13 protein-coding genes are annotated in these 13,588 nt (G+C 48.6%); all 13 read right to left on the bottom strand.

Translation table 11 applies throughout. From position 1 onward, the window contains the following. Positions 1-7: 7 nt before the first annotated feature. On the bottom strand, positions 8-601 hold the full coding sequence (nqrE, locus tag HMPREF2608_RS06945) for an NADH:ubiquinone reductase (Na(+)-transporting) subunit E (protein WP_003684365.1): 594 nt from the start codon (positions 599-601) through the stop codon (positions 8-10). 3 nt (positions 602-604) lie between these two features. Beyond that, complete coding sequence (locus HMPREF2608_RS06950; protein WP_036493003.1) at positions 605-1,231, bottom strand: NADH:ubiquinone reductase (Na(+)-transporting) subunit D; 627 nt, start codon at positions 1,229-1,231, stop codon at positions 605-607. Then, a complete protein-coding gene (locus HMPREF2608_RS06955; protein WP_003675818.1) occupies positions 1,231-2,007 on the bottom strand; it encodes a Na(+)-translocating NADH-quinone reductase subunit C in 777 nt (258 codons plus the stop codon). Before HMPREF2608_RS06955 ends, HMPREF2608_RS06950 begins: the two co-directional genes overlap by 1 nt. Continuing rightward, entirely contained in the window at positions 2,000-3,232 is a 1,233-nt protein-coding gene (locus HMPREF2608_RS06960) for an NADH:ubiquinone reductase (Na(+)-transporting) subunit B (RefSeq protein ID WP_070826436.1), read from the bottom strand. The genes HMPREF2608_RS06955 and HMPREF2608_RS06960 overlap by 8 nt, the downstream gene beginning before the upstream one ends. 2 nt (positions 3,233-3,234) lie before the next feature. Further along, positions 3,235-4,578: a Na(+)-translocating NADH-quinone reductase subunit A gene (locus HMPREF2608_RS06965; RefSeq protein ID WP_070826437.1), complete on the bottom strand. Its 1,344-nt coding sequence runs from the start codon at positions 4,576-4,578 to the stop codon at positions 3,235-3,237. Between the two features lie 337 nt (positions 4,579-4,915). After that, a complete protein-coding gene (locus HMPREF2608_RS06970) occupies positions 4,916-6,334 on the bottom strand; it encodes a sodium:proton antiporter (protein ID WP_070826438.1) in 1,419 nt (472 codons plus the stop codon). A 441-nt stretch (positions 6,335-6,775) separates the two neighbouring features. Continuing rightward, positions 6,776-7,135: a YbaN family protein gene (locus HMPREF2608_RS06975; protein WP_070826439.1), complete on the bottom strand. Its 360-nt coding sequence runs from the start codon at positions 7,133-7,135 to the stop codon at positions 6,776-6,778. A 14-nt stretch (positions 7,136-7,149) separates the two neighbouring features. Further along, positions 7,150-7,746 (bottom strand): DUF1415 domain-containing protein, encoded by a 597-nt coding sequence (locus HMPREF2608_RS06980; RefSeq protein ID WP_070826440.1) that lies wholly within the window; start codon positions 7,744-7,746, stop codon positions 7,150-7,152. A gap of 117 nt (positions 7,747-7,863) precedes the next feature. Continuing rightward, entirely contained in the window at positions 7,864-8,346 is a 483-nt protein-coding gene (locus HMPREF2608_RS06985; protein ID WP_003684427.1) for an Lrp/AsnC family transcriptional regulator, read from the bottom strand. Between the two features lie 404 nt (positions 8,347-8,750). Beyond that, on the bottom strand, positions 8,751-9,224 hold the full coding sequence (locus HMPREF2608_RS06990) for a pilin (protein ID WP_070826441.1): 474 nt from the start codon (positions 9,222-9,224) through the stop codon (positions 8,751-8,753). Between the two features lie 104 nt (positions 9,225-9,328). After that, positions 9,329-9,811, bottom strand: a complete 483-nt coding sequence (locus HMPREF2608_RS06995) for a pilin (RefSeq protein ID WP_070826442.1) — start codon at positions 9,809-9,811, stop codon at positions 9,329-9,331. A 789-nt stretch (positions 9,812-10,600) separates the two neighbouring features. Then, positions 10,601-13,159: a [protein-PII] uridylyltransferase gene (glnD, locus tag HMPREF2608_RS07000; protein WP_070826443.1), complete on the bottom strand. Its 2,559-nt coding sequence runs from the start codon at positions 13,157-13,159 to the stop codon at positions 10,601-10,603. Between the two features lie 19 nt (positions 13,160-13,178). Beyond that, entirely contained in the window at positions 13,179-13,475 is a 297-nt protein-coding gene (locus HMPREF2608_RS07005; RefSeq protein ID WP_003680870.1) for a helix-turn-helix domain-containing protein, read from the bottom strand. Positions 13,476-13,588 lie beyond the last annotated feature (113 nt).

Below are 13,588 nucleotides of genomic sequence, written 5' to 3' on the forward strand. Positions count from 1 at the left end.
TCCTTTCTTATAACTGGATGCCGGAGAACGACATAAACGCCATTGCCATCAGGCCAGCGGCGATAAAGGTAATGCCCAAGCCTTTGAGGCCTTTAGGGACGTCCGAATATTTCATTTTTTCGGTAATGCCCGCCAAAGCGACAATAGCCAAAAGCCAGCCCAAACCTGCGCCGAAACCGTATACAACGGACTCGCCGAAGTTGTATTCGCGTTGCGCCATAAACGATACGGCACCAAAAATCGCGCAGTTTACGGTAATAAGGGGCAGGTAGATACCCAATGCGTTGTAAAGGGCAGGGACGAATTTGTCCAAGAACATTTCCAAAATCTGCACCAAAGCGGCAATCACGCCGATGAAGGTGATGAATTTCAGGAAGGTCAGGTCCACGCCTTCAACCAACGCGCCGTCTTTCAACAGCGAGTAAACCAGTTGGTTGGCTGGGACGGACAGGCCGAGTACGAAAGTTACAGCAACGCCCAAACCGAATGCAGTGGATACTTTTTTAGATACCGCCAAAAATGTACACATCCCCAAGAAGAAGGACAGTGCCATGTTTTCCAGAAAGACGGATTTTACAAAGAGGCTTAAGTAATGTTCCATGTGTTATTTCTCCGCCTGTTCAGGTTTCCAAGTGCGCAGACCCCATACCAAGAAACCGATGATGAAGAACGCGCTGGGAGCGAGCAGGAACAAGCCGTTGGTTTGATACCAGCCGCCATCTTGTACGGTTTGGAAAATGGTGTAGCCAAAGAGCTTGCCAGAGCCGATCAGTTCGCGGATGGTTGCGATGATGATCAACATCATGCCGTAACCTGCGCCGTTGCCGATACCGTCAACCAAGCTCTCCAAAGGAGGCTCTTTCATGGCGAATGCTTCGGCACGGCCCATCACGATACAGTTGGTAATAATCAGGCCGACGAATACGGATAGCTGTTTGGACAGCTCATAAGCAAAGGCTTGGAGCAGTTGGTCAACCAGTGTTACCAAGGAAGCAACAATCGCCATTTGCACAATAATACGGATGCTGTTGGGGATGTAGTTGCGTACCAATGAGATGAAAAAGCTGGAAAAACCGGTTACCAAACTCACGGAAATACCCATCACGATGGCCGTCTGAAGCTTGGTGGTAACCGCCAAAGCCGAACAAATACCCAAAACCTGCAAGGCAATCGGGTTGTTGTCGATAAAGGGTGAAAACATCAAATATTTCAAGCGTTTCATGTCAGCCATTATTGTGCTCCTGCTGATTTTAATTTGTTCAGGTAGGGGATATAGCCGTTTTCGCCGAACCAGTAGGCGAACGAACCTTGCACGCCTTTAGATGTCAGCGATGCGCCGGAGAGGGCATCTACGCCGTGTTCTTTGTCCGAACTTGCGCCTTTGCCAACATGCAGGGCGAGTTTGCCTTGTTCGTCAAACAGTTTTTTGCCGACGAATTTTTGTTGCCACAACGGATTGCCGATTTCGCCGCCCAAGCCCGGGGTTTCGCCTTGGTCGTAATAGGTGATGCCGTTGATGGTGTTGCCGTCGGGTTGGATGGCGACAAAGCCGTACATAACAGACCACAAACCGTTACCGTGCATAGGCAGGATGATTTGGCTGACTTTGCCGTCATCGCCTTTTACCAGATAAACCTCAGTGTATTTGGCACGGCTTTTGATGCCTGCCAAATCGTCTTCGGGTTTGATTTGGATGCTTTGGGCAGGGTCTTTGCCGGCAACGCGTGCGCTGAAGTCTTTAGGCGCATCGGCGACATATTCGCCGGTTGCCAAGTCCACGACACGTTGCTCGATACGCTCGGCAAAGGTTTTGCTGATGTCGGTGTTTTTATCCATCAAACCGGCTACGCTCAAGATATAGCCTTGTTTGTCTTGGAGTTTTTGTTTCTCTTGGATGGGTTTCAAGCCAACGACCGCACCAGCAACGATGATGGAACAAATCAGGCTGACAACCAATACCACAATCAGCGTGCCGCTGAAGCTGTCTTTATCGAATTTCTTAGCCATTGCTGCGCGCCTTTCTGCGTTTGATGTTCGCTTGTGCGACGAAATAGTCGAAAATCGGGGCAAACAGGTTGGCAAACAGAATCGCCAACATCATGCCTTCGGGGTAAGCAGGGTTGACCACGCGGATCAACACGCACATTACACCGATAAGCGCGCCGTACCACCATTTGCCGACATTGGTAAAGGAAGCGGAAACAGGGTCGGTCGCCATAAACAGCATACCGATGGCGAAGCCGCCGACTACCAAGTGCCAGTACCAAGGCATGGAGAACATGGCGTTGGTGTCCGAACCGATGAAGTTAAACAGTGAAGACATGGCAATCATACCGATCATCACGCCGGCGATAATGCGCCAAGAGGCAATACGGGTGAACACGATAAACGCGCCGCCGATTAAGAGCGCCAAAGTGGATACTTCGCCGATTGAGCCGGGCACGTTACCGATAAACGCATCCATCCAAGAGATGTTTTGACCGGTTACAGCGTTTTTCAGGCCGTCTGCACCGTGTGCCGCCCATTGCGCCAAAGCAGTGGCACCGGAATAGCCGTCAACCGCAGTCCAAACGGTGTCGCCGGTAATATTGGCAGGATAAGCGAAGAACAAGAAGGCACGGCCTGCCAGCGCAGGGTTCATAAAGTTTTTACCCGTACCGCCGAACACCTCTTTCGCAACCACCACGCCGAAGGTAATACCCAAGGCAGCCTGCCACAGCGGCAGCGTAGGTGGAACGATTAAAGCGAACAAAATCGAAGTTACGAAGAAACCTTCGTTGATTTCGTGTTTGCGCACGGTGGCGAACAAGACTTCCCAGAAACCGCCCACAACAAATACAGTCGCGTAAATCGGCAGGAAGAAAATCGCGCCGAAGAGTATTTTGCCCAACACGCCCGCTTCAGACGACATATTGATGCCCAAAGCGTTGGCAAGGGCGTAATGCCAGTCGTTGGCAATGTTTTGTTGCAGCAAATCAGGCGTTAACGCACCGAATGCCTGTACGCCGACGTTGTACATACCGTAGAACATGGCAGGGAACAAAGCCAGCCATACCAAAATCATCATGCGCTTGGAGTCGAGCGCGTCGCGGACGTGGGCCGCTTTGCGCGTTACCGCGCCGGATGTATAGAAAATCGTCGCCGCAGCTTCGTAGAGGGCATACCATTTTTCATGTTTGCCACCCGGCAGGAAGTGCGGTTCGATTTTTTCAAGAAAATGTTTCAAGCCCATAATCAGCCTTCCTTCTCAATGGTTTCCAGCACCTTACGCAACAGCGGGCCGTATTCGTATTTACCCGGGCAGACGAAGCTGCACAAAGCGAGGTCTTCTTCGTCCAATTCCAAGCAACCCAGTGCCTGAGCGCTGTCGGTATCGCCGACGATTAAATCGCGCAAGAGCAGGGTAGGCAGGATATCCAAGGGCATTACGCGCTCGTAAGTGCCGATCGGTACCATGGCGCGGTCGCCGCCGTTGACGGCTGTGTTGAACTTGAAGAGTTTGTTTTTCAGGAAATGGCCGAGGGTTGTGCGCGTGATGGAGTATTTGTCCGGTTGTGGCGCAACCCAGCCGAACAGCTCTTTGCTGCGGCCTTCTTCGATAACGGAAATCTGATTGTGGTAGCGGCCGAGGTAATCGTGCGCGCCTTGTGCAATCGCGCCGTTCAATACCGAGCCGGAAATCACGCGGTTGTCTGCGTCAACCAATTCGCCCGCAGTAATTTGCGATACTTTCGCACCCAAAACGGTACGCAAGAGGCGGGGTTTGTTGACTTGAGAACCACCCAAGGCAATTACGCGCTCGGTGTTCAGACGGCCTGTTGCAAACAAACGGCCAATGGCAATCACATCTTGATAATTGATGGTCCAAACAGTTTTGTTTGCACCGACTGGCTCGATGAAATGAATGTGCGTGCCACTCAAACCGGCAGGATGCGGGCCGTCAAATTCATGTGTTTCGATGTTGGCAGCATTTTCAGACGGCACGTCTGCGCCGGCTGCTTTACACACATGGATTTTACGCTCGGTCAGGCGGCTCAATACCAACAGGCCGCGTTTGAAGTCTTCGGCGGCTTCTTTTATGATGACTGTAGGATCGGCAGCCAGCGGATTGGTGTCCATCGCATTGACGAAGATGGCGAACGGCTCGGCATCGACGGCAGGAATTTTGCTGAACGGACGGGTGCGCAGCGCAGTCCACAAACCGGATTGGATCAGGTTGCGGCGCACTTCTTCGCTGCTCAATTTTGCCAGCGCTTCAGGTGCGTAGCGTTCGAACTCGATTTCGTCGTTGCCTTCAACGGCAATCACGACTGACTGAAGTACGCGCTTTTCGCCACGGTGAATCGCGGCGATTTTGCCTGAAGCCGGAGCGGTAAATACTACGCCCGGATTCTTTTTGTCTTCAAACAGCACTTGGCCTTTTTTGACGGCTTCGCCTTCCTTGATTTTCATCGAGGGGCGCATGCCGACATATTCTTCGCCAAGCAACGCGACTTCGGTAATGGCCGGGCCGTCATAAATGACTTGCTCCGGTCTGCCTGCGATAGGCAGGTCTAAGCCTTTTTTTATCTTAATCATAAGGATGCGTTACTTTTTGGTGGGTTGAGATTCGGATGTCGGATTGTTTTTTCAGACGGCATGTAATGCTTTGAAACAAAGGGTGGGCCGTCTGAAAAAAGCAGAGGTTTGCTATAAAAACAACGAATAAACGCAAACAACAAAGCTTTAGATTTTATCAGGTATAGGCTGTTTTATGTCAGTTTTACGCTTATTTTTACGGGAAAAGTGGGAAAAAAGTAGGAATATGTAATCGAGTGTTAAGAGAAATAATTTTTAACTGATTGATATTTAAACGCTATGTTTGATGATATAGCTGAAAATAAAAGGCCGTCTGAATTTCAGACGGCCTCTAAGTTTAAAAGAGCTGCCAAACGAAGAAAATCATCGTATGCAGGGCAAACAGCGGTACCAATACAATTACCGACCATGCCATGTAGCCGAAGAAGGAAGGCATCGGTACGCCGCGTTGTTCGGCAATGGCTTTTACCATGAAGTTCGGCGCATTACCGATATAAGTGAGCGCGCCCATAAATACGGAACCCATGGATACTGCCAGCAATGAATGGAACAGGTGGCCTGTCATCAAGGCTTGGGCATCGCCACCGGCCATATTGAAGAACACCAAATAAGTCGGCGCGTTATCCAAGAATGCCGACAAAATGCCGCTCATCCAGAAATACATCACATTAATCGGATTGCCTGCCGAGTCGTGAACCAGAGAAACAACGGAAGCCAATGCACCTGTTTCGCCAGCTTTCAAAATCGCCAAGACGGGGGAAATGGTAATGAAAATACCCAAAAACAGTTTGCCCACTTCGGCAATCGGCTCGAAGTTGAACTCATTGCCTGCGCGTACCTGTTTGGGCGTAATAATCCAAGATACGGCGGTCAAAGCCAGCAAAATGCCATCGCGCATCAGGTTTTGCAAAGCGTAATGGCTGCCCAAGATTTCAAAGCCCGGATGATTTGGTTTCCACAAGCCGGACAATAAAACCGCGCCGACAACACCGGCCAGTAACAGGAAATTCCATTTGCCGTAGATTTTGACTTTTTCTTCTTTATCGGAAGGAGCGGGAGCAAGGTGCTCGCTTTGTTCGCGGTTGAAGTGTTGGCTGTCGATGATGTAGAAAACGGCTAGCAAAATCACAGAACTGATTAATACAGGCATCAGCATGTGTTTGACCGTCCACATGAAATCTACGCCTTTCAGGAATCCTAAGAACAGCGGAGGATCGCCTAAAGGAGTCAGACCGCCGCCGATATTTGCTACCAAGAAAATGAAGAAAATCACGATGTGAACGCGGTAGTGGCGTTTATGGTTGGCTTTCAAAAGCGGACGAATCATCAACATCGCCGCGCCTGTTGTCCCCATGATGGAAGACAAAGCCGTGCCGACTGCCAACAGGGTTGTATTCAATTTAGGTGAGCCGTGCAAATCGCCGCTGACAAAAATACCGCCTGAAATGGTATAGAGCGCTAAAAGCAGCAGGATAAAGGGGATATATTCTTCAACCAACGCATGGGCAACGGTATGTATGCCGGCTCCGAAACCAAAGGTGATGATAAACGGCGTTAAAAACAGCAGCGTCCAAAACGCTGTAATTTTGCCGAAGTGGTGGTGCCAAATATGGGAGAAAAACAGAGGTCCGAGTGCAATGGACAAGAGAATCAGTGCAAACGGCAGACCCCAAAGCAGGCTTGCGGATGAGCCGTCAAAATCGGATGCCGCAGCAGGAAAGGCGGCAAGAAGCAGTAAAAATGAGAGAGAGCGCATAGTATTTCCTTTTTATTCTGTTGCACCGTTAGAAACTTCGTTGAGAAAGCACGGCGGTGAAATATTCAGGCCGTCTGAAAATATCCAGACGAACTGCGCGGTGGTGTCAGGGGAAAGTATAACGCAAAGCAAGTGTTAAGGGATGGTTTAGAATATTGGAATCAAAAGAAATGTTGATGCAAATAAAGAAATAAAAGCGATGGGCGTAGTTGGAAGTAGTAAAAAAATGTTTTTGAAACAGGAGTTTGAAATTTCGGAAATAATGCTATCGAAAAAATACTTTGAATTAATTTTAGCTAAAATTTACATTTAATTGAATAAATGGAGGCCGTCTGAAAAATGAGGGTCGAATAGGGTGTTTTAGGTATTACTGATTGTTTTGACAGATAAATTGGGTATGAAAACAAAAACAGGTAAGCAAAAATGCCCACCTGTTTTATTTTATGCCTCCGGCCGTAACCACATCCACACTGCTACGCAGCTACAGAAGACTGATGATACGGCACCAATCCACCAGCGTTCTGGAAATTGCCAAAACATAAACAGGCAAGAAAGAGCCATCATGCCGATAGCGAAGAACTTTGCCTTGCGTGGCACGGCGCCGTTGTTTTCCCAGTTTTGTATGATCGGACCGAAATGGTGGTGATGATACAGCCAATTGTGAAAGCGCGGCGAGGCTTTTGCCCAGCAGGCGGCGGTCAATAAAATGAAAGGCGTAGTCGGCAGTAATGGCAGGAAAATGCCGATAATGCCCAAGACGAGTGACAATGCGCCGCAAAAAATCAATAAATAGCGAACCATCTTCCCATCACCAATTATTTGTTTTCAGATGGCTTGTGATGCGGAAATGGACAACGCGGAATGTCTAATTTATCCCAGCCCTCATGCCCCATTTTTTCCAGCAGCGCGATATTGCGGTCAAAAATTGCCGAGGCATCGGGAAATGCTTCAGCCGCTTTGGCAATACTGTCTTCACGAATCAGGTGCAAGGTCGGGTAGGGCGAACGGTTGGTGTAGTTGCTGATGTCGTCGGCTTCTGTGCCTTCAAATTGAAAATCAGGATGGAACGGCGCAATTTGGACAATCCCTTCCAATTCGTTTTCTACAACGGCATCGTCAGTAATTTCCAGCATTTGGTTGAAGGTTTCAAAATCAGGGAACAGCGTCGGATGAACCAGTAAAGTGGTTTCCAATTCCGAAGCGGGCGTATTGCCCAGAAGCTGCAATTCACGATCCAAGTCCTCAAGGAAACCGTCCAAATGACGGGCTTCGCTGACAACGATGCGAACCAGGTTTTTAACGTGCGGCGCTTTGGCAAACGGGCAGAGATTCAGGCCGATAACGGCTTTTTCCAGCCATTGTTTGGTATGTTCTGAAACAGTATTAGTATCGAGATGGGTGGTGTTGGTCATAGTAAAAGCTTATGTGAATTATTCTTAAAAAGTATACAAGTGTATGGATGTGAAAGCAAACCATTGGAATTTAAAAGGCCGTCTGAACAACAGACGGCCTTTATCAGTTTCAAATCATCAATCCTGAACCAAATGAACCAAAGGCAGAGCAGTCGTGTTTTTAATTTCTTTCAACACAAAACTTGATTGCGCATCTTGCACGCCGTGGTGCGAAAGCAGCGTGTCTAAAACAAAATGGGAAAACGCGTTCATATCGGTAAAAAAGGCATGGAGCAGATAGTCGGTTTCACCCGTTAAAGCAAAGCAGCTCAATACTTCCGGCCAAGCGCGGACAGATTCGGAAAAATCCTCACGTGCATCTTTTGCCTTGCTAATCGATACACGGATAAAAGCCTGCAAACCCAAGCCCAAAGATACGGGAGAAAGCTGGGCCGCGTATTTTTGAATAATGCCCGCATCTTCAAGCTGTTTGAGACGGCGCAGGCAGGGAGAAGGGGAGAGCGCCACTTTTTCAGAAAGCTCAACATTGCTCAACCGCCCATTTTCCTGCAAAACCTGCAGAATCTTTAAATCAGTTTTATCCAAGTTTAGATGAGGCATGATGGTTCTCCCAGTGTAGGCAATATATGTTTTGAAAATGAAAAATGCTTAAAAATAAAGACTTGTATGGTTAAATTATATATTGAGTTCAGATGTGCGACAAATTGTCTTATAAGGAGTGTTGCGAATTTGTTTTATGTAGTGGTGAAAAGATGAAGGCCGTCTGAAACTAATCAAGGTCAAAGCTTTATGTCATATTGGAATTGGATATAAAGAGGCCGTCTGAAAATGAATTTCAGACGGCATTTATTTTCGTAATGTGATGATTAAGGCTCTTAATGACCTTGTTTTGGAGAGTTTTGTTTTTTTGCTTTGATTCGTTTTCCGCGTTTGTATTTGGCTTTGTTTGGGGTGTTTTCTTCGCAATGTATTTTTGTGTTTTTCTTAAGGTATATGCTTGGTCGTTATCCGTTTGAGTTGTCTCGGCACATGGCGGGCACCATCATCGGATCCAGTGTTCCGCCGCATTGCCAGTTGAGCAACCAAGTCGAATCGTTATTATTTCGATAAGGGGTTAGGGTCAGGACTTTGCCTTTGTTTTGGCCTTTATCGAAAGGAATACTGATTTTGCCTGTATCTGCTTCTACAGTTACGCCACCGTTTTGGATGTATGTGCCGCCGATGCGTTGAGCGGTAACGCCGATTGCGCCTTGTTTGCTGACATCCTCTGCATTGGGCAGGCGGTTATTTACCGCTGAGGCAATGCTGATTTCGGTTTTCAGGTCGTCGGCAAGGTATAGCGCTTCGGAGGCTTGCGCCCTGCCGATATAGTTTTGATAAGTGGGTATGGCGACAACAACCAGAATACCGAGGATGGCGATAACTATCATCAGCTCAATCAGGGTAAAACCTTTTTGGGCTTGAAATGGGGTATTCATTTGAGTGTATCGTTTTCAAGTTTTTTATTTTTATAAAGCAAATCCCATAATTATTATGGGATTTGCTTTTATCTGAAAAATGCTACTGATGTGAAAATTATGGATTATTTAGTAGTATCAGGAGTTCGGCAGTTAGCAGGAACGTGTTTAGGTTCGCCACCAGAAAATTTACATTCCCATTTAATAGGTGCCTCAGCATTTGCTTGAGAAGGGGTCAAAGTAAATACAGGATTTTTATCTTTATCTTTATCTTTATCTGCACCAGTATTTCTCGTTTCTACTGTAATTTTGCCACCATCCGCAATAGTAATAGTTTTTACATATTCACTGCCGTTTTCAGGGAATGAGTAACCTGTATTACCTTTGTCATCGCCTTTGATACCTTTAACTGAGTCCAAACCATTTAAAGCAGTAGCAGTTTCTGCTACTGCCAATTTTGCAGGTTCGGCCAAGCTCAAGCCTTCAGATACTTTGGCGCGGATGGTATAGTCTTGGTATGCAGGCAGAGCGATTACGGCCAAGATGCCCAAGATGGCAATGACGATCATCAATTCGATCAGGGTGAAACCTTTTTGGATTGCTTTCATTGATTAAAACTCCAGTTTGAAAGTGTGAATAATTATGTTTAAGTAAAAAGTCCGTAATGTGCTTGGCACTTTGTATTATGAGTAAACCATAAAGTAAGAAGGAATATACAGCTTCCGTCGGGCTTGCTGCTTTGAGGCTTGGGCCTTACCGGACGTGTTGTTTCAAGCAATCGGTGTGCCAAGTGTGGAAAATGGGCTGAAAATTTTATTTTTTATTTTTTATTTGTTGTTTTTATTGAGTTTATTTTTCAATTTTTAAGTTTTGTGAGGTTTTGTTTGAAAGTTTCAGGATTTTAGAAAATAGGGCGGTTGACGTTTTTTGTCAGTTTTGTGTTTTTTGTGACAGGGAAGGGAGACAAGTTTGGGTGTGTGACGTTTTTTGTCAGAAATTAAGCTTGTTCAATAATATGTTAATTGGTTTAGATAGACGGTATCTTTATGGATTAATCGGTGAGTTTAATATTTTGTGATTTTATTTTTTTGTTTTTTATGGATTTTATTTTGAATGCGTATTTTGTTTGAATATGGATGAGGAAAAGATTTGGAAGGAAGTGTTTTTGAAGAGGATTTGGTGTAATAGGTGAATGAAATTTTGTTATTGGAATTATATTTATATAGGTTATGATTTTGGAATGTAGTTTTATGTCAGAAGGAAGTTTTGGTTCGCATTTTAAGGCTTTGGATTTCTTGAGTGTTTTAGCAGGGGATATTCAGGATGTTTATAATTTGGATGTGATTAGGGTGAGCAAAAAATGCTCACCCTATGTTTTTAAGATGTTCAGACGGCCTTTATGGGGTCAGGACTTCGATCAATGCTTGTTTTAGGGTATTTTGGGTTTGCGGGTCTTGGAGGGATGGGCTGTAGGTGATGAAGCTGTCTTCGATGCGCTGATCCAAGGTGGTGATTTTGGCGTAGCGCAGGCTGATGTTGTGTGCGAAGAAGGTCTCTGCGATGTCGGCGAGGAGGTGGGGGCGGTTGACGGCGGTGATGTCTATGGTGTGCCAGCCGGGATAATCTTCTTCAGGGGTGATGATTACGGTAGGCGGAATGGGGATGTGGCGGATGCGGCGGCTGATGTGCGGGCGGCCGCTTTGTTTTTGGACGGTGGTATTGCCGTGGATGAAGCTGTTGAGCTCGGCTTCGAGTGCGCTTTGGCGGTCGGGATATTCTTCGGAGGGGAGATTGTCGGGAAGTTGAAGGATAAAGGTGTCGAGGATGTAGTCGTGTTCGGTAATGAAGGCGCGGGCGGCTTGGATGTCGAAGCGGTGGCTGCTGAAGATGCGGCAGAGGCGTGCGAAGAGGCGGTCGCCATTGGGCATGAAGACCATGACTTGAAGGCTGTTGCTTTGGGGAAGGATGCGGCTGCGGACGGCCGGACTTTGGGTGTCGTAGGCGAGGTTTGCGGTGTGCCAGAGGATTTCCCGCGTTTGATGGCGGACGTAGTATGCGCTGCCGAGGATGCGGCGGAGTTTTTGTTGGTTTTTGAGGGGAACGGCTGCGCGCGTGAGTTGGTCGGCCGCGGCTTGTTCGCGTCGGTTGGGGAGGCGTTCGGGATCGTGGTTTTTGCTGTTTAAAACGGCGGCGGTGCTGTGGTAGAGGGTTTGGAGCAGGCTGGCGCGCCATGTGTTCCAAAGTTTGGGATTGGTGCCGCGGATGTCGGCAATGGTAAGCAGGTAGAGTGCGTCGAGGTATTCGCGTGTGGGAATACGGCGGCAGAAGGCTTGGAGGACGTGCGGGTCTTGGATGTCTTCTTTTTGGGCAACGGTGGACATGAGCAGGTGGTTTTCAACCAGCCATGCGAGGAGGTGGCTTTCTTCGTCGGTGTAGTAGTGGTCGGCGGCGAATTGTTGTGCGTCTTTGATGCCTTCTTTGGCGTGATCGCCGCCGCGGCCTTTGGCGATGTCGTGCAACAGGGCGGCGGTGTAGAGGATGTGCGGTCGTGGGTAGGCCTGCATGATGGCGCTGGCTTCGGGCATTTCGTGGCTGTGGGTTTCGATGGCGAGACGGCGTATATTGCGGACGACGGTCAGGATGTGGTCGTCTACGGGGTAAATATGGAATAGGTCGTGTTGGAGTAGGCCGGTGATTTTTTCCCATGCGGGGAGATAGCGGCCAAGTACGCCGTAGAGGTTGAGAAAACGGAGGGTTTGGGTAAGGCCGGTGCCGTGTTTGAAGAATTGGATGAAGCGGCGGCGGTTTTCTGGGTTTTGGGTGAAACGGGCGTTGATTTTCCGTGTGGCCGCCCACCATGCGCGCAGGGTTTGCGGCTCGATGGTGGTGATGTTTTGCTCCTGCATGGTTTGGAGGATGGTGAAGATGTGTTCGGGGTTGTGTTCAAACAGGGCAAGGTCGTTGGCGGCGATTTGGTGGCCGATGCGTTTGTAGCGGCTGTCGATGGGGTGGATATGTTGGGGACGGCTGGAGGTTTGATGGTTTTTGAGAACTGGAATGAGGATGCCGTTGAGTTGTTTGATAGCTTTGGTGGCGCGGTAGAAGGTGTGCATCAGGGCTTCGCTTCTGCCGCGGATGTCGGGTTGGGTATAGCCTAAGCTTTCGGCAACTTGGGATTGGTAGTCGAAAAGCAGCCTGTCTTCGGGGCGGTCGGCGGTAAGGTGGAGGTGAATACGGATGTTGGCGAGGCGGCGGTAGCCATGGGCCAGCATGCCGGCTTCGGTGCGTGTAAGGACACCGGCGGTAACGAGGGCGGTGGGGTTGCTGTCTATGCCTTGTGCTTTGGCTGTCCAGATAAGGGTGTGGATGTCGCGCAGGCCGCCGGGGCAGGTTTTGATGTTGGGTTCGAGTTGTGCACCTGTGCCTTGGGATTTGGTATGGCGTTGCTCCATTTCGAGGAGTTTGGCTTCGATAAAGGCGGCTGTGTCGCGGCGTGTGTTGAGTTTGTTTAGAAGTTGGGCGGTAAGGTTGGCATTGCCTTGGAGATGGCGTGCTTCAAGAAAGGCAGTTTCGCCGGTAATGTCGTTTTGGGTGCTTTGGAGGATTTCTTCTATGCTGCCGCTTTTGATGGCCGGATTGAGGCGTGCGTCCCAAAGGGTTTGGATAAATTGGGCGGTTTGTTGTTGCAGGCCGTCTGAAAATGGAACCGAGGAAATAATCGCTAAATCCCAGTCGGAATGGGGATAGAGTTCGCAACGCCCAAAGCCGCCGATGGCAATCAGACTGATGTCGTTGCTGTCGGGAAAGTGGATTTGCCAGAGGGTTTGCAGCAGGATTTCGGCAGCGGCGATATGGTCGCGGAAGTAAGCGGTAGGGCGGTTGTTTTGGCGGTAGGTAGTTTCTGCTGCGGCTTTTTGCTGCTGGTAGGTTTGGATGGCTTGTTGAGCGGCGGTCATGATGGTACCTGGTTGTGAATTAGGCTTGGGTATCGGCAGGCTCGGTCATTTGGCGGAGCATTTCTTGCGGCGGAAGGAGCAGTTTGTAAGGGGCGATTTTAAGTGCGGATGCGATTTTTTCGATGTTGGAAAGAGCGATGTTCCAGCGTTTGCGCTCGACGGCGGAGACGTAGGTACGGTCAAGTCCGCATTGGCGTGCCAGTTCTTCTTGCGACCAGCCGTGATTAACGCGATAGAGGCGCATGTTGTAAGCGATAACGGCTCGGAGGTCTTGCGGATCGGGCAGGCTTGGAGGGGGAGTGAGTTTGTTGACCATGGTGTTTTGGGTTTGTGGTTTGAACGATAAGGGGATTTTATACTATTTTTGTGAGGGGAAAGGAAAGGCCGTCTGAATGTTTTCAGACGGCCTGAGACCTTTGCAAAATTCCT

Origin of the sequence: Neisseria sp. HMSC064D07, assembly GCF_001837185.1 — a bacterium.
Taxonomy (GTDB): Bacteria; Pseudomonadota; Gammaproteobacteria; order Burkholderiales; family Neisseriaceae; genus Neisseria; species Neisseria flavescens_C.

Bases quoted from the DNA above. Each gene is read 5' to 3' on its own strand.
- HMPREF2608_RS06950 (WP_036493003.1), bottom strand. From the start codon at position 1,231: ATGGCTGACATGAAACGCTTGAAATATTTGATGTTTTCACCCTTTATC.
- HMPREF2608_RS06995 (WP_070826442.1), bottom strand. From the start codon at position 9,811: ATGAAAGCAATCCAAAAAGGTTTCACCCTGATCGAATTGATGATCGTC.
- glnD (WP_070826443.1), bottom strand. From the start codon at position 13,159: ATGACCGCCGCTCAACAAGCCATCCAAACCTACCAGCAGCAAAAAGCC.
- HMPREF2608_RS07005 (WP_003680870.1), bottom strand. From the start codon at position 13,475: ATGGTCAACAAACTCACTCCCCCTCCAAGCCTGCCCGATCCGCAAGAC.
- HMPREF2608_RS06990 (WP_070826441.1), bottom strand. From the start codon at position 9,224: ATGAATACCCCATTTCAAGCCCAAAAAGGTTTTACCCTGATTGAGCTG.
- nqrE (WP_003684365.1), bottom strand. From the start codon at position 601: ATGGAACATTACTTAAGCCTCTTTGTAAAATCCGTCTTTCTGGAAAAC.
- HMPREF2608_RS06985 (WP_003684427.1), bottom strand. From the start codon at position 8,346: ATGCCTCATCTAAACTTGGATAAAACTGATTTAAAGATTCTGCAGGTT.
- HMPREF2608_RS06960 (WP_070826436.1), bottom strand. From the start codon at position 3,232: ATGGGCTTGAAACATTTTCTTGAAAAAATCGAACCGCACTTCCTGCCG.
- HMPREF2608_RS06970 (WP_070826438.1), bottom strand. From the start codon at position 6,334: ATGCGCTCTCTCTCATTTTTACTGCTTCTTGCCGCCTTTCCTGCTGCG.
- HMPREF2608_RS06965 (WP_070826437.1), bottom strand. From the start codon at position 4,578: ATGATTAAGATAAAAAAAGGCTTAGACCTGCCTATCGCAGGCAGACCG.
- HMPREF2608_RS06955 (WP_003675818.1), bottom strand. From the start codon at position 2,007: ATGGCTAAGAAATTCGATAAAGACAGCTTCAGCGGCACGCTGATTGTG.
- HMPREF2608_RS06975 (WP_070826439.1), bottom strand. From the start codon at position 7,135: ATGGTTCGCTATTTATTGATTTTTTGCGGCGCATTGTCACTCGTCTTG.
- HMPREF2608_RS06980 (WP_070826440.1), bottom strand. From the start codon at position 7,746: ATGACCAACACCACCCATCTCGATACTAATACTGTTTCAGAACATACC.